This window comes from Streptomyces iconiensis, assembly GCF_028657195.3.
In the GTDB taxonomy this organism is placed as follows: domain Bacteria; phylum Actinomycetota; class Actinomycetes; order Streptomycetales; family Streptomycetaceae; genus Streptomyces; species Streptomyces iconiensis.
Window position 1 is genome coordinate 225,625 of sequence record NZ_JANCPR020000008.1, and the last position, 15,623, is coordinate 241,247.

At 71.2% G+C, this 15,623-nt stretch carries 13 protein-coding genes; 7 read left to right on the top strand and 6 right to left on the bottom strand.

Annotated features, from left to right (window positions below; all coding sequences use genetic code 11):
- Positions 1–61 precede the first annotated feature (61 nt).
- Complete coding sequence (locus NMN56_RS10675) at positions 62–1,804, bottom strand: DUF1996 domain-containing protein (protein ID WP_274038939.1); 1,743 nt, start codon at positions 1,802–1,804, stop codon at positions 62–64.
- Positions 1,805–1,811: 7 nt separating this feature from the next.
- Positions 1,812–2,462: a DUF4142 domain-containing protein gene (locus NMN56_RS10680; RefSeq protein ID WP_274038940.1), complete on the bottom strand. Its 651-nt coding sequence runs from the start codon at positions 2,460–2,462 to the stop codon at positions 1,812–1,814.
- Positions 2,463–3,058: 596 nt separating this feature from the next.
- On the opposite strand from NMN56_RS10680, the gene NMN56_RS10685 reads away from it, so the two are divergent.
- The 3 genes from NMN56_RS10685 to NMN56_RS10695 all read left to right on the top strand — a co-directional run bounded on the left by NMN56_RS10685 (position 3,059) and on the right by NMN56_RS10695 (position 7,102).
- Positions 3,059–4,495, top strand: coding sequence for a GuaB1 family IMP dehydrogenase-related protein (locus NMN56_RS10685; RefSeq protein ID WP_274038941.1), 1,437 nt, complete (start codon positions 3,059–3,061; stop codon positions 4,493–4,495).
- A gap of 231 nt (positions 4,496–4,726) precedes the next feature.
- Positions 4,727–5,467 carry a class I SAM-dependent methyltransferase gene (locus NMN56_RS10690; protein WP_274038942.1) on the top strand — a complete coding sequence of 247 codons (741 nt, stop codon included), beginning with the start codon at positions 4,727–4,729 and terminating at the stop codon, positions 5,465–5,467.
- A gap of 252 nt (positions 5,468–5,719) precedes the next feature.
- A complete protein-coding gene (locus tag NMN56_RS10695; protein WP_274038943.1) occupies positions 5,720–7,102 on the top strand; it encodes a phytase in 1,383 nt (460 codons plus the stop codon).
- Positions 7,103–7,136: 34 nt separating this feature from the next.
- On the opposite strand, the gene NMN56_RS10700 is transcribed toward NMN56_RS10695, so the two are convergent.
- On the bottom strand, positions 7,137–8,135 hold the full coding sequence (locus tag NMN56_RS10700) for an SGNH/GDSL hydrolase family protein (protein ID WP_274038944.1): 999 nt from the start codon (positions 8,133–8,135) through the stop codon (positions 7,137–7,139).
- Between the two features lie 30 nt (positions 8,136–8,165).
- Here NMN56_RS10700 and NMN56_RS10705 point away from each other — a divergent pair, with 30 nt between their 5' ends.
- The 3 genes from NMN56_RS10705 (at position 8,166) to NMN56_RS10715 (ending at position 11,490) form a co-directional block, all read left to right on the top strand.
- Positions 8,166–8,621 carry an Lrp/AsnC family transcriptional regulator gene (locus NMN56_RS10705; RefSeq protein WP_274038945.1) on the top strand — a complete coding sequence of 152 codons (456 nt, stop codon included), beginning with the start codon at positions 8,166–8,168 and terminating at the stop codon, positions 8,619–8,621.
- A 261-nt stretch (positions 8,622–8,882) separates the two neighbouring features.
- The gene (locus NMN56_RS10710; RefSeq protein WP_274038946.1) at positions 8,883–9,650 is read left to right on the top strand and encodes a carbon-nitrogen hydrolase family protein; all 768 of its coding nucleotides are present in this window, start codon (positions 8,883–8,885) and stop codon (positions 9,648–9,650) included.
- Positions 9,651–9,792: 142 nt separating this feature from the next.
- Entirely contained in the window at positions 9,793–11,490 is a 1,698-nt protein-coding gene (locus tag NMN56_RS10715) for a flavin monoamine oxidase family protein (protein WP_274038947.1), read from the top strand.
- Positions 11,491–11,509: 19 nt separating this feature from the next.
- Here the strand turns inward: NMN56_RS10715 and NMN56_RS10720 are convergent, their stop codons facing one another.
- Together NMN56_RS10720 and NMN56_RS10725 are read right to left on the bottom strand one after the other, a co-directional pair.
- Entirely contained in the window at positions 11,510–12,439 is a 930-nt protein-coding gene (locus NMN56_RS10720) for an LLM class F420-dependent oxidoreductase (RefSeq protein WP_274038948.1), read from the bottom strand.
- Between the two features lie 130 nt (positions 12,440–12,569).
- Positions 12,570–13,322 carry a DUF5995 family protein gene (locus NMN56_RS10725; RefSeq protein ID WP_274038949.1) on the bottom strand — a complete coding sequence of 251 codons (753 nt, stop codon included), beginning with the start codon at positions 13,320–13,322 and terminating at the stop codon, positions 12,570–12,572.
- A gap of 125 nt (positions 13,323–13,447) precedes the next feature.
- Between NMN56_RS10725 and NMN56_RS10730 the strand changes: the two genes are divergently transcribed.
- Entirely contained in the window at positions 13,448–13,981 is a 534-nt protein-coding gene (locus tag NMN56_RS10730) for a GNAT family N-acetyltransferase (protein WP_274038950.1), read from the top strand.
- Positions 13,982–14,053: 72 nt separating this feature from the next.
- On the opposite strand, the gene NMN56_RS10735 is transcribed toward NMN56_RS10730, so the two are convergent.
- Entirely contained in the window at positions 14,054–15,436 is a 1,383-nt protein-coding gene (locus NMN56_RS10735; protein WP_274038951.1) for a uracil-xanthine permease family protein, read from the bottom strand.
- Positions 15,437–15,623 lie beyond the last annotated feature (187 nt).

Here is a 15,623-nt window from a genome sequence, read left to right on the forward strand (position 1 = left end):
CCCCTGCCCGCGCAGGACGGACAGGGGGACGACCTCCCCACCGAGGCCAGCCGGGCACGGCCTACCCGCACGTGCGCCCGCTGTTGACGCAGTCCACCGCCCTTCGCATCAGCGGCTCCGGCATGACGTTGATGAAGTCGCCGTGGTCAGTGACCGGCTTGTGCAACTGCTCGGGAAAGCTGTCGACCGCATAGGGCGTGTCCTCGGGCACCCCTTCGCCCCGCGGCACGTCGTACGTGATCCGCTGGCGCAGCTGCGGCACGGCGCGGAAGCCGTCGGGGCAGCTGCCGTCCTCGCGAGCGAAGGCGACGTGGTCACGGTGGTTTCCGCTGTCGGTGTTCGCGCCGTCCCAGCAGCTCTGGAAGTGGAAGGTGCGTACGACCTTGCTGCCCTCGGGACACAGCGGGTACTTGTCCTTGAGTTGCCGGTTCTCGAATCCCTCGCAGCTCCAGGAGGCGTTCGCGTTGGCGATGCCGTTGGTGAACGACTTGGCGTCGCCCGTGATGATGCGCAGGAAGCGCGGCATCTCGGCCACCTCGCTCACGGGGCTTCCTGCGAATGTGAGCGTGACCTCGTCGGGCTTGAGCACCGAGCCCACGTTCCCGTCGTCAGCTCCGCCCGGCTGGCCGCCGGACTGCTCTCCCTCCGGCGGCTGTTCACCTGGACGCTGTTCCTCCGGCTGCTGTTCACCTGGCTGTTCCTCGGGCCGCTGCCCCTTCGACAGCTGTGGGTCCGGCTGTTGTCCCTCCGGCTGCCCTTCGGTTCGCCCGTCTGTGTGGCCGCTCCGGTGGCCGGGGCCCGTTCCGCGTTTTTCGACCGCCGAGGTGCCCTCGCGTCCGTCCTCCCCGTCTCCGTTCCCCTCTCCCTCCCCCTCGTTCCCGTCCCTGCCCTGGTCCTCGTGGCCGTCGAGAGAGCGGAGCACCGGCCAGTAATATGTGGACAGATCGCCGTCGCGGCAGGTCGAGTCCGCCGCCGCGAGACTCTCGTTCGTGGAGAAGGCATTGGTGGAGAGGTTGCCTACATAGTCATGCGTGTGGTGGGCGCCGTTGCTGACACCGGGTGCGGCGATCACGTTGTCGGAGTTGTAGTGGCCCTCCCCGTTGCGCCCGCAGCGCGTGGTGAACGTTCCGGTGGAGGCGTCCTCGCCGGGCGCCGGCTCTTGGACATTGGGCTCGACGGTCGTGATGTCCACGAAGTCCTCGGGCACCGGACCTTGTGGCCGCTGTACGGGCCCGGTGCCACTGCCACCCTTAGCGCGCGTACGGTCGTCCGGCAGCCCGGACTGTCCCTCGCCCTCGCGGACCGTACAGCTGCTCATACGGGCCAGGCGGTCGGGGCCGGCGGCGCCGGCCGCGGCGAGGCTGTCCGCGATCTCCCCGATGGTCGCGGCCCGCCGCTCACGCAACTCGCCGAGCACGGCGCCTTGTTGGCCGCCCGGGCCGTCCGGGCCGTCGGCACTCTGCGCTTCGCCCGAGGCAAGCCGCTCATATGCGCCCGCGACGAGGTGGTCGAGCCGGGCGAGTCCTGCGGCCACATCGTGGCGCGCTTCCCGAGGGACGTCGCCGAGCGCGAGGCCCACGTCGGGACAGTCGATGGTGCGTCCGGAAGCGGAAGCGGCGGCGGCAGTGCTGGGGGCCTTCCCGGGGGCGCGTTGCTCCTCGCCGGCAGTGGCGTTCACCGCTACCACGGTCGCGCCGCCACCGCCGAGGATGAGCGCGGTGGCTAGCGCGGCGAGCGTACGGTTCGTGTGCGAGCGCCGGTGGGTGGGGCGGGTCGGGCGTGGGGGCCTTGGCCGGTCTCTCATGTGCGGATCACTCCACTCGGTTCAGGGCGTCGAAGTCGACGAGGCCCGTGTCCTCCAGCACCGTGATGTGGTCGAGGACGACGGCGTTGGCGCGGCTGGCCAGGGAACGCACCATCGAATTGCGCGTCTTGTCGCGCACGAGGCCGATCAGCGCGAAGACCTTGCCGTGTGCGCGGCGCAGGACGTTGGCGAACGTGCGGTCGTACGTGTCGCCCTTCACGGCGGCCAGTCGGCTCAGCCAGCCGCGTTGCTGGCGGTTGGGCTGGTTGGCCAGGTCGACGCCGAGCGCCCTGCCCGCTTCGACGGACCGCTTGTCCAGCTCCATGTGCCCCTCCACCAGGTGCGAGCCCGCGGTGCGCACGGTCTCGCGTGAACCGCGTTCCTCGGCCTCACGCCCGGCGGGCCCCTCCCACAGCCCGGCGAGCCGCACCTTGCGCACGAAGTCGCGGTCCAGCGCGCTGAGCGGGCCGTAAGGGGTGCTCATGGTGCCCATGCCGTCGTCCTCCCACCCTTCGCGGGAGGCCGTCAGTGAGCGGGTGCCGCCGAAGGTGTGCAGGGGGAGGAGCAGGGCCGTGAGCGTCGCGAGGAGAGCGCCGATCACCAGCAGCGTGCCGATGGCGCGACCGCTGGTGAGCTGCCGCACAACGGCGGACCGCATGCCGCTCCCTCCCTTCAGCCCCTTCCGCACCCTGCTCTGTCACGATGCGCGCCCGGAGCGACTGTCACGATTCGCATCCGAAGCGACACCGGACGTTAGTGCGCGGGGGCACCGTGTGGGCGGGCTTTCGTGCGCGGCTGACAAAGAAGGGCCGGAGGCGGGGGAGCGGTGCTACCTTGCGCGGCCCGTCTCCCGGCCGGGTCGCCGGGAAACGGGCGGCCGTGCCCGGGGCGGCCGGGTGCGGGGCCGGCTGTGCGCGGGGCCGGGCCGGCTGCCGGGAGTTGGGTACGTCGCGGGCGGTGTCGTGCCGCTGCCCGCTGCCCACCGGGGCATCGGAGGGCCGACCACTCCGGGTTCGGCCGAACTGGCCGTACCGGCGGGACACCGAACAGGCGAGGGCCCCGACCGGCGGTGCAGAGGCAAGGCGGGACGTAGCGGCAGGGCGGGACGCAGAGATAAGGCGGGACGCAGAGGCGAGGCGAGGCGAGGGGCAGGGGACAGGGGGGCGTGGTGCTGTGGGATCGCACAGGGCGGGGGGCCGTTCTACGGGGGATCGTCCGTTCGCATATCTGTGCGGACATGGGAGACTGAGGTACGTGCGATTTCTCAATGATCAGCCGCCTCCGTACGACCTCACGTACGACGACGTCTTCATGGTGCCGAACCGCTCAGCGGTCGGTTCCCGGCAGGGCGTGGACCTTTCCACACCGGACGGCACAGGGACCACCATCCCGCTGGTGGTCTCCAACATGACCGCCATCGCGGGCCGCCGGATGGCCGAGACCGTTGCCCGCCGAGGCGGGCTGGTGGTGATCCCACAGGACATTCCGCTGGACGTCGTCGCCGAGGTGACGGGGTGGGTCAAGCAGCGCCACCACGTTCTCGACACCCCCATCACGCTCGCTCCTGGGCAGACCGTCGCCGACGCGCTGTCGCTCCTCCCGAAGCGTGCGCATGGCGCGGGTGTCGTGGTGCGGGACGGGCGGCCCGTCGGGATCGTCACCGAGAACGATCTGACCGGCGTCGACCGCTTCACCCAGCTCTCGGAGGTCATGTCGACCGAGCTGATGGTGCTCGACGCCGACATCGACCCGCGTGACGCCTTCAACAGGCTCGACGCGGCCCACCGCAAGCTCGCGCCGGCCGTCGACGCCGACGGGAAGCTCGTCGGAATCCTCACGCGTAAGGGCGCGTTGCGCGCCACGCTCTACACTCCCGCCGTCGACGCCGACGGCGCCCTGCGGGTCGCCGCCGCCGTCGGTATCAACGGCGATGTGGCGTCCCGCGCCAAGGCGCTGCTGGCGGCGGGGGTCGACACTCTCGTCGTGGACACGGCGCACGGGCACCAGGAGCGCATGATCGAGGCGCTCAAGGCCGTACGCGCGATCGACCCGGGTGTGCCGCTCGTGGCGGGCAACATCGTTGCCGCCGAGGGCGTGCGCGACCTGATCGAGGCGGGAGCCGACATCATCAAGGTCGGCGTTGGCCCTGGTGCCATGTGCACCACGCGCATGATGACCGGCGTCGGCCGCCCCCAGTTCTCCGCCGTGCTCGAGTGCGCGACCGAGGCGCGAAAGTTCGGCAAGCACGTGTGGGCCGACGGCGGTGTGCGGCACCCGCGCGACGTCGCCATGGCGCTCGCTGCCGGTGCCTCCAACGTCATGATCGGCTCCTGGTTCGCCGGAACGTACGAGTCCCCCGGCGACCTCCAGCAGAGCGCCGACGGGCGGCTCTACAAGGAGTCCTTCGGTATGGCCTCGGCCCGCGCCGTGCGCAACCGCACCAGTGAGGAGTCCGCCTACGACCGCGCCCGCAAGGGCCTGTTCGAGGAGGGCATCTCCACCTCCCGGATGTTCCTGGACCCGGTCAGGCCCGGCGTCGAGGACCTGATCGACGCGATCATCGCGGGCGTCCGCTCCTCCTGCACCTACGCGGGTGCGGCAACCCTGGAGGAGTTCGCCGACAAGTCCGTCGTCGGTGTGCAGAGCGCTGCCGGATACGCCGAGGGCAAGCCGCTGCACGCCAGCTGGTGACCTCACGCGCTCCGGGCGCGGCTCCCCTCTGGGGGTGCCGCGCCCGGCCGCGTATGCGCTCCTTCCCGGCGCCCCCACGCCGCCCCTCCTTCAGGCATCCCCCTCCTTCAGGCGCCTCTTCCTCCAGGTGTCCGTTCCTCCAGGCGCCCCTTCCGGCGCCGTCCCCTCCACGCGCCCCCGGCCGCCCTCGTTCCCTTCCCTCTTCTGTGTCCCGTGTGCTGCGATGTCCGCATGGGCACTTACGCGCACGGCGCGAACACGGGTACGGGCTCGGGGGAGATCACGCCTGACGGCTGCGCCGTCGAGGTGTACGCGCGGCTTCCCGAGATGGGGGAGTCCGGGATCATCGCCTCCGCCGTCGCTGATCCTCAGGGGAGGACGCTGCTCGAACTCGGCTCAGGGGCAGGGCGGATGACCCGGCCCCTCACCCGGCGCGGCTTCCGCGTCACGGCCGTCGACGAGTCACAGGGCATGCTCGACCTGGTCGAGGGCGCCGAGACCGTGCGTTCCACCATCGAGGGGCTCGACCTCGGCCGGCGCTTCGACGTGGTCACGCTCACCTCGTTCCTCGTCAACACGGCGGACCCCGCGCAGCGCGAAGGACTTCTGGCCACCTGTGCACGGCATGTGGCCGACGACGGCTGCGTCGTCATCCAGCGCCAGCAGGACAGCAGGCACGAGGACGTGCGGCCGGGGCACGGCTGGTCGGGACAGGGGATGACCATCACGACGACGGAGGTCGAGGACGTCGGTGACGGTGTCACGCGCGCCCACGTCGAGTACACGTACCAGGACCCGGAGGCCGGCGGGGGCGGCGGGCACGCTCCCAAGTCCGCCTGGAGCCAGACGTATTACACCCGCCTGCTGAAGGAGCCCGCGTTCGCGCAGGCCCTCCTCGACGCGGGCCTCGTCCTCGACCGCTGGCTCACCGACACCCACGACTGGGTACGCGCAGCCCCCGCACCGCACTAGGTCCCCGCTCCCCGCCAGCCCCCGTTCCCCGCCAGTCCCCGCACTCCGCTAAGCCCCCGCGCTCGGCTGGGTCTCCTTCTGTTCGGGTCCTCGTACGAGTTGACTCCCGGACGGTTGCCCTCTCGTCATGAGCCGGTAACCGGGGTGCCTCCTGGGCCCCGTTCGTGGTCGTGATCATGCCATTGGGTGGCTGTGGCGAGGCGTGGTGCCGCCGTTGCCGCCCAACTCCCTTTGACCAGAAGGAGATGGATCGTGCGCACGTTCAGAAGGAGACGCTCAGGTGTGGTCGCGGTGGCTGCTTCCGTGGCCGTACTCGCGGGGATAGCGGCTGTGCCCATGGCGGGAGCGGCCGGGGCAACGGGAGCTGTCGGATCGGTCGGAGCTGCCGGACCGGTTGGATCGGTCGGAGCTGCCGGACCGGGCGACGGTGCCGGACTGCCCGTGGTCACGCCTCGTGCCGAGACCGCCGCGATGTTCGACGACGACGAGGGCGGTCACGCCAACGCCGACGATCCGGCGATCTGGCGCAACGCCGCTGACCCGGACGCCAGCCTCGTTGTCGCCACGGCCAAGCAAGGCGGCCTGCGGGTCTACGACTTGGACGCCAAGGAGGTGCAGTCGATCGCCGCACCCGAGGCACCCGGCCCCGACGACGCGCCGGGCCGCTTCAACAACGTCGATCTCGTACACGGGATGAAGGTGGGCAGGGCCTCCGCCGATCTGGCCGTCACCAGCGACCGTGGCAGCGACAAGCTCCGTGTCTACCGCGTCGACGGCGACAGGCCCGAGGCCCCGCTCACCGATGTCACGGCCCCTTCAGCGCCGTGGATCTTCTCCGGTTCGCAGGACGAGGTCAACGAGGAGAGCACCGCTTACGGCCTGGCCACCTTCACCGACGCCTCGACCGGTACGGCGTACGCGCTGGTCAGCCAGAACGCGACCACCAGCGTGGCGCTGCTGGAGCTGACCCCGACCCGCGACGGCAAGGTCTCGTACAAGAAGGTCCGCACCGTGGACCTGCCTGACACCTTCACGATGCCCGACGGCACCGGCTGGTCCCCCTGCGGAGATCCCGGTGAGGGACCGCAGGTCGAGGGCATGGCGGTCGATCCGGAGACGGGCACGCTCTTCGCGGGCCAGGAGGATGTCGGCGTCTGGCGCATGCCGGCGGACCTTAAGGGCAAGCCGGTGCTCCAGGACAAGGTCCGCGAGTACGGCGTTCCCGCCACGTACGACGAACCGTCCGACGAGTGTGTGCCGGGCGAGGACCCCGGTTTCGGCGGTGACCATGTGTCCGCCGACGTGGAGGGCCTGACGCTGCTGCGGCAGGACGGAGGGGACGGCTATCTGCTCGCCTCCAGCCAGGGCGACAACGGTTTCGTCGCGTTCGACCGCGAGGCATCCGACGACTACGAGCACGAGGGCGGCTTCCGGGTGGGCGCCGCCTCCGGGACGCTGGACGGTTCCGAGGAGTGCGACGGCGCCGATGTGCTCGCCGAGCCGCTGGGCGCCAAGTACCCGAACGGCCTGCTGGTCGTCCAGGACGGCCACATGACTCCGGAGGACGGCGAACGTGAGGCCACCGGCTTCAAGTTCGTCGACCTCACCAACGTCCTGGACGCCCTGGACGACTGACCCCTCCGACCGAGAGGACCGCCCCGCCGGCCGCCTACGCCGCAGCCGTCCCCACGAGTGCGCCCAGCGCGCGGGCCACCGCCGTCGCCATCAGCGCGTGGCCCGTGTCGTCCGGGTGCAGGCCGTCCGGGAGGTGCTCAGGGCCGAGCAGCGGGGCGCCGGGCAGCAGCGCGAGATGCGTGTCGCCCGCCGCGATCCGGTCGCCGACCGCGCTCTCCACGGCGGTACGCAGATCGCCGAGCGTGGCACCCAGAGCGTTCGGGGTCTCCTCGGCCCCGGGCCGCGGCACGGGGGAGACGACGAGCAGCGGCGTCCGCGGATGTCCGCACCGTACGAGGGCCAGGAAGGCGCGCGTCACCTCGTACAGCAGCGGGGCCGAATGGGCCACGCCCGTCCAGCAGTTGGTGCCGAAAGCCAACGTGACCGCGACGCACTCAAGGCGGGCGAGCTGTTCCGCCATCGCCAGCTCACCGCGTCCCGCGCCCGCGTAGCCGAGGTTGACCGGATCGAGGCCGAGCGCACGCCCCGCGACGGCGGGCCAGGCCAGCGCGGGGCGCGAGGCGGTCCAGCCCTCCGTGATGGAATCCCCGTACACCAGCCAGCGGGGCAGCGATGGTGCGGGCCTGGCACCCCGCACGCCCAGCAGGACGGGACCGTACCCCTCCGGCGGGTACAGCTCGCCCGCACCGCCGGGCCACTCCACCCGTATCGTGCGCTCGCCCTCCTCCGGCACCTCGGGTACCTCGCACACGGGGTCGCCGTCAGGACGCAGCGCCTGCCACCCGCGGGTGCCCGTGAGCAGTGCGTCCACCGTGCCGTGCGCCTCCGCGCGGTACCGCACCTCGAACGGTCCTTCCGCCTCGAACCCCAGCCGCACCCCGACAGGCATCCGCGCGCGCTCCCATGTGTCCAGCGGTAGCCGCGTGCCGTCCGCCGGATCGGCGCGCACACAGCGGTCTCCGTCGCGCCAGCCCACGCCGCGCAGAAACGGTCCCGCGCCCTGCCACCCGCCCCGCACATCCACCCTGCTCACCCTTCCTCATGGCCGTGTTCTACTGCTGCCGTGCCACTGAACGCTCTCGACGAACGCATCGTCCACGCCCTCGCAGCAGACGCCCGCCGTACCTACGCCGACATCGGAGCGGAGGTCGGCCTCTCCGCACCCGCCGTCAAACGGCGCGTCGACCGGCTGCGGGCCGACGGTGCGATCACGGGGTTCACCGTGCGCGTCGATCCGGCGGCGCTCGGCTGGCGGACCGAGGGGTTCATCGAGATGTACTGCAGGTCCAGGACCTCGCCGGAGGACATCCACAAGGCGCTCTCCCACTACGCGGAGGTGGCCGCGGCCTCGACGGTCACAGGGGAGGCCGACGCGCTGGTCCAGATCTTCGCCTCGGACATGCGGCACTTCGAGCGGGTGCTGGAACGGATCGCCGGTGAGCCCTTCGTCGAACGGACGAAGTCCGTCCTCGTCCTCTCCCCGCTGCTCCGCCGCTATACGGCGGGACCACCGCTGTGAGGAAGCGACGGTGAGGAAGCGACCGTGAGGAAGCGCCGGGGTCCCGCAGAGGCACGACGGCACGACGGCGTTCCGGCAGAGGCACGACGACGTTCCGTGGGGCGGCGCTCCGGGGGACGACGCTCCGGGGGACACCGACGCCGCTGCGTGCACAGGCGCAACAGATCGCCGCGCGCGTCGGCATCCGCGCAACAGACAGGGCACCGGTGCGCAAGAGGCACGGCTTGTGAGCGGTGCGAGGGGGACCGTAGCGTCGAACGTGTGCGTATCGCTCTTCTCCAGGAATCGACACCGGGCCCAGAGGCCCTGAACAGCGCGGCTCGCAGCGCGGCGGAACAAGGTGCGAAGCTGCTCGTGACGCCTGAGCTGTCGCTGACGGGATACGCCCTCGGTGACGAGACCGGGGAACGGGCCGAGCCCGCCGACGGTCCTGGCGCTGCGGCGGTGGCGGGGATCGCCGCGGCGCACGGGATCGCCGTTGTCTACGGCTACCCGGAGCGCGGCGAGGACGGCGCTGTGTACAACGCGGCCCAGCTCGTCGCGGCCGACGGCTCCCGCGCGGCCAACTACCGCAAGACGCACCTGTACGGCCCGTACGAGGCGAAGTACTTCACTCCGGGGGACCGGCTCACGGTGCAGGCGGACCTCGACGGGCTCCGGATCGGGCTGCTGATCTGCTACGACGTGGAGTTCCCCGAGGTAGTGCGCGCGCACGCGCTCGCCGGAACGGAGCTGCTGGCGGTGCCGACGGCCCTGATGCGCCCGTACGAGACGGTCGCCCACACCCTCGTCCCGGCACGCGCCTTCGAGAGCCAGCTGTACGTGGCGTACGCGAACCGCACGGGCCGTGAGGGCGATTTCGACTTCGCGGGGCTGAGCTGTCTGGCCTCGCCCGACGGCGCCGTGGCCGCGCGCGCGGGTACAGGCCCCGAGCTGCTGTTCGCCGAGGTCGACCCGGCGCTGCCGCACGCCTCGCGCGTGCTGAACCCGTATCTCGCCGACCGGCGCCCGGAGCTGTACGGGGCCTGAGCGCGCCGCATCCTGAGAGGGGCGGCCTGAGAGCCCGCGAGCCCTCTCCCCGGGGCTCACCCCCTCCTGACGCCCTTGCCTGACGCCTGATGCCTGACGCCGACGCCCTTCACCGCCCGATTCCGCGAGGAGCAGTGCCCGTATGACGTCCACCGTGCCCACCGCCGTTCACGACGAGCGCCCCGACCCGCGCCCGCTGACCATGTTCGGTCCCGACTTCCCCTTCGCGTACGACGACTACCTCGCGCACCCGGCCGGGCTCGGCGCCGTTCCGGCGACGGAGCACGGAACGGAGGTCGCCGTGATCGGCGGCGGTCTGTCCGGGCTGGTGACGGCGTACGAGCTGATGAGGATGGGGCTCAGGCCCGTTCTCTACGAGGCCGACCAGCTCGGCGGCAGGCTGCGCACCGAGACCTTCGACGGCGGCGACCCCTCGCTGCGCGCCGAGATGGGCGCGATGCGCTTCCCGCCGTCCTCAACGGCGCTCCGGCACTACATCGACCTGGCGGAACTGGAGACCCATCCGTTCCCCAACCCCCTTTCCCCCGACACCCCTTCGACCGTCGTTGACCTCAAGGGCGAGACGCACTACGCCCGTACGCTGGAGGACCTGCCGCCCGTCTACCACCGGGTGATGGAGGCGTGGAACGCCTGCCTTGAGGAGGGCGCCGACTTCTCCGCGATGCAGGACGCGATACGCGAGCGTGATGTGCCGCGCATCAGGGAGATCTGGTCGCGGCTGGTGGAGAAGCTCGACAACCAGACCTTCTACGGGTTCCTGTGCGACTCCCCGGCCTTCGCCTCCTTCCGGCACCGCGAGATCTTCGGGCAGGTCGGCTTCGGCACGGGCGGCTGGGACACGGACTTCCCCAACTCGATCCTGGAGATACTGCGCGTCGTCTACACGGGCGCCGACGACGAACACCGCGGCATCACGGGCGGCAGCCAGCAGCTGCCGCTGCGGCTGTGGGAGCACGAGCCCGGCAAGCTGGTGCACTGGCCGCAGGGCACCAGCCTCAAGTCGCTGCACGGGGGCGGCAGGCACCGTCCCGCGGTGACCCGGCTGCACCGTACGGCGGGCAACCGCGTGACCGTCACGGACGCGGACGGCGACATCCGTACGTACCGCGCGGCCGTGTTCACCGCGCAGTCGTGGATGCTGCTGTCCCGTATCGACTGCGACGACGCGCTGCTGCCCATCGACCACTGGACGGCCGTCGAGCGCACGCACTACATGGAGTCCTCGAAGCTGTTCGTGCCGGTGGACCGGCCGTTCTGGCTGGACACCGACCCGCGTACGGGGCGGGACACGATGAGCATGACGCTCACCGACCGGATGACGCGCGGCACCTATCTGCTGGACAACGGGCCCGATGAGCCGGCTGTCATCTGCCTCTCGTACACGTGGTGCGACGACAGTTCGAAGTGGCTGCCGCTGGACGCGCGGGAGCGGATGGAGGTGATGCTCAAGTCGCTCGGCGAGATCTACCCCGGTGTCGACATCCGGGGGCACATCACCGGCAATCCGCTCACCGTCTCGTGGGAGGACGAGCCGTACTTCATGGGCGCCTTCAAGGCGAACCTGCCGGGCCACTACCGCTACCAGCGGCGGCTGTTCACGCACTTCATGCAGGACACGCTGCCCGCGGACCGGCGCGGGCTCTTCCTCGCCGGTGACGACATCTCCTGGACGGCCGGCTGGGCCGAGGGCGCGGTCCAGACCGCGCTGAACGCCGTATGGGGCGTCATGCACCATCTCGGCGGCGCCACCGACCCCGTCAATCCGGGGCCGGGTGACGCCTTCGGCGAGATCGCCCCCGTACCGCTGCCCGAGGACTGACCGCCCCCGTACGGCTACGTCACACGCCTGCCTCCGTGGCGGTCTCGCGCAGGGCCCTGGCCCTCTCGATCAGTTCCTGGACGTCGCGGCACAGGAGCTGGGTGTCCAGGAGCACCTCGTCCGCGCCCGCCTTCGCGGTGTCGGCCAGGTCCTCCACGATCTGTTCCACGCTGCCCTGGAACGGCCTGCGGTTGTCGAGTGACTTGTCCGTGATGTCCAGGAAAGCCCGCAGGGTGGTGGACAGTTCGGCCGGGTCCCGGCCCTCCTCGGCGGCCAGTTCGGCGATCCGCGCCCGACCCGCGGCCACCTGCTCGGCGCCGCCGCCCCCCGAAGGCACCCAGCCGTCGGCGCGGCGCACCAGGCGGCGCAGTGCCTTGTCGTTGGACCCCGCGAGCAGGACGGGGATACGGCCGGCTACGGGCTTGGGGCCGATGTCCGAGGGGGTGAAGCGGGTGCGCTTGCCCTCGTACGCCGCGGGATTCTCGCCCCACACGGCCGCGCACACGTCGAGGAGTTCGTCCAGCGCGGCGCCGCGCGACTTGTAGTCCACGTTCGCCGCGGCGAATTCGTCACGGGACCAGCCGGTCCCGAACCCGGCGACGACCCGGCCGCCGCTCGCGGCATCCAGCGAACCCAGCGCACGGGCCAGCAGGAACGGCTGGTGCAGCGGGCCGATCAGCACGGCCGAGCCCAGCGTGACCCGCTCGGTGACGGCCGCCGCCAGGGAGAGCGTCACCAGCGGGTCAGCGACCGAGCTGAAGTACTGGGCCCATGGCTGGCCGGGTATCAAGTACATGTCGTCGAGAGGCTGTTCGGGCCGCATGACCCGTTCCAGCACCCACACGCTGTCGTATCCCAGCTCCTCAGCGGCGCGGGCCGCCGCCGTCACATCGGTGCTGAGGTCGTAGGTTCCGGTCTGTGGCAGCCCCAGACCCAGTCGCAGTGCCATCTTGCCTCCGTAGAGTGCTCTCCACGCGTCATCCCGCGCTGTTCCGACGTGCGTTGACGGAACGGAACATCCCTACGCGATGGAGCGCACTCCAGGCAATGACGCCTCCGTCAGCCCCCATCAGTCCCGGTCAGCCCCCGTAAGCCTGGTCGTTCCGTCGTCCCGCCGGCCCTCGTCGGCCCCGGAGCGGGGTGAGCAGGCAGCGGCCCGCGAGACCGACGGTCGCGTCCAGGCCCTCCGCCATCTCCTCCAGCAGGTCGCCGAAGGCGCGCAGCCCCCACAGCGCCCGGAACGCGGCCCAGGCGCCGCCGCGTGCCCGGTCGAGGCTCCACGAACCCACCAGGTGCGTCAGCGGATCGGCGATGTCCAGCAGATCGGGCCCCGGCAACAGGTCCTCCCTGATCCGCTCCTCCAGGCCGGTCAGCAGTTCGCCGATACGCTCGAAGTCGGCCTCCAGCTCCTCGGGTTCGGCGCCGCGCGCCCGGCATGTGTCGAGGAGCGCGAGCGGCAGGTCGTGTCCGATGTGCGCGTTGATACCGGCCAGCGCGAACTGGAGCGGGTGCACGGAGGGATGGCGGCGGAAGCGGAAGAGGGGCCGCCAGCACGCGGGCAGCTCGCCGCCGTGGCGCTCGGCCTCCACGGCGTCCGTGTAGCGCGCGGCGAAGCGTGCGCCCAGCTCGCCCGTCGCGCCACGGTCCTCGAAGTGACCGCGGCGCAGCCGCCGTTCCAGCTCCTCGGTCACCGAGAGGTACGCACCGTTGAACACCGCCACTCCGTCGTGCGGCGGAAGCGCGGCGCCGATCTCGCGCATCCGGGCCGTCACCCGGCCGATCCGTCCCCCCGGCACCGCACGCGGCGCGGGCATCTGCTCCACTGATGTCATGCACGCAGCGTGGCAGTTCTGGTCACCGAGAGTGGCGAGCCGGGCCGTTCAGCCCTCGGACGGAGGACGCGCGCGCCCCGTAAATCCAGTGCGGTCGCGCCGCGGCGCGTGATACGCCACTGGTCATGACGGATGTGAGGACCGCGCGGCTCGTACTGCACCCGATGACGCCCGCCGAGGCCGAGCGGGTCGTCGCGGCTGAACCCGCGGAGGGCGACCTGTGGGCGCCCGGGTACCCGGACCCCATGGATGCCGAGGGCGCCCGTGACTTCCTCAAGGCGTGCGCGACGACGGGTGATCCGCGCCCGTTCGGGAACTTCGAGATACGCCGCCGCGAGGATGGCTCCGCCATCGGTGGCCTGGGATTCAACAGGACGCCCGACACCGAGGGCACCGTCACCGTCGGTTACGCGCTCATTCCCGGGGCGCGGGGGAGGGGTTACGCGTCCGAGGCGCTGCGCGGCCTGCTCGACTTCGCCTGGTCGCACGGTGTCACCCTCGTCAAGGCCGATGCCGACCTGGACAACGTGGCCTCGCAGCGGGTGATGCTGGCCGCTGGTATGCGGGAGGTCGGTGAGGATCACCGAGTCAGGTACTTCGAGCTGGCCGCGCCTGTGCCCTCCCGGGCGGCCGTACTCTCCCGGACGCCTGTGCGCTAGACGGGGCCTCCGCCTCAGTCCTGCCCCCAGTTCCGCGCCCCCCTTCCGGGGCGCGGGCCCGCCCCTGGGCGCTCAGGTCTTGTCGTAGCCGCTCGTGCCCTCGTCCAACAGCGGGGGCTGTTCCTTGAGGTGGGGCGGGGCGAGGGCCTTGAGCACGTGGTAGCCGCTGAGGACGACGATCGTGCCGAGGGCGATGCCGCTCAGCTCGAAGGTGTCCGTGAACTTCAGGCTGACACCGCCGATGCCGATGATGATGCCCGCCGCGACGGGCACGAGGTTGAGCGGATTGCGCATGTCCACGCGGTTGTTGATCCAGATCTGCGCGCCGAGCAGCCCGATCATGCCGTAGAGGATGACGGTGATACCGCCCAGCACCCCGCCGGGGATCGCGGCGACGACGGCGCCGAACTTCGGGCACAGGCCGAAGAGGAGGGCGAAGCAGGCGGCTGCCCAGTAGGCGGCCGTCGAGTAGACGCGGGTGGCGGCCATGACGCCGATGTTCTCCGAGTACGTGGTCGTCGCCGGCCCTCCTACGGCCGTGGAGAGCACGCTTCCCGCGCCGTCGGCCGCGATCGCGGTGCCGAGCTTGTCGTCCAGCGGATCGCCCGTCATCTCGCCCACGGCCTTGACGTGCCCGGCGTTCTCGGCGACCAGGGCGATCACGACGGGCAGCGCGACCAGGATCGCGGACCACGAGAAGTCAGGACCGTGCACGGACGGCAGCCCGAACCAGTCGGCGTGCCCGACCCCCGACAGGTCGAGCCGCCAGTGGTCCACGGTCTTGCCTGTGCTGTCGGCCGAATGGATCCGGCCGAAGAGCCGGTCGAAGCCCCAGGACATCAGGTAGCCGGCGACGAGCCCGAGGAAGATCGCGATACGGGACCAGAAGCCGCGCAGACAGACCACGGCGAGGCCGGTCAGCAGCATGGTCAGCAGGGCCGTCCACTGGTCCTGCGGCCAGTACGTCTTGGCCGTGACGGGCGCGAGGTTGAAGCCGATCAGCATCACGACGGCACCGGTGACGACCGGCGGCATCGCCGCATGGATGATCCGCGCCCCGAACTTCCGCACGGCGAGGCCGACGAGGAAGAGCGCGACGCCCACCACGAGGATCGCGCCGGTCACCGTGGCACTGCTGCCGCCCTGACCACGGATGATCGCGGCGACTCCGACGAACGAGAGGCTGCACCCGAGGTAGCTCGGTACCCTGCCGCGCGTCGCGAGCAGGAAGAGCACCGTCGCGACGCCGGACATCATGATCGCGAGGTTCGGGTCAAGGCCCATGAGGACGGGCGCGACAAAGCTCGCGCCGAACATCGCCACCACGTGCTGGGCGCCGAGGCCCGCCGTACGGGGCCACGAGAGCCGTTCGTCCGGCCGTACGACGGCGCCGGGTTCCGGAACGCGTCCGTCGCCGTGCAGTTTCCAGCGCACGCCGAGGCCGCCGCCGCTCATGTTTGCTCCCGTGTTTTTATTTCTGGCTGATTCTGATCGCCCCACATGATAGTTCGCTGCACAACCGCTTCCGCCCGCGTCGTCGTGGGCCGGAACCGTGCTGCCTCGGGTCCCCGTCCCAGCGGCCGAACCGGCCTCGCTCAGGCGCCTGTTGGGTCCGTCGCCCTATGGATGCGCGGCCCTATGG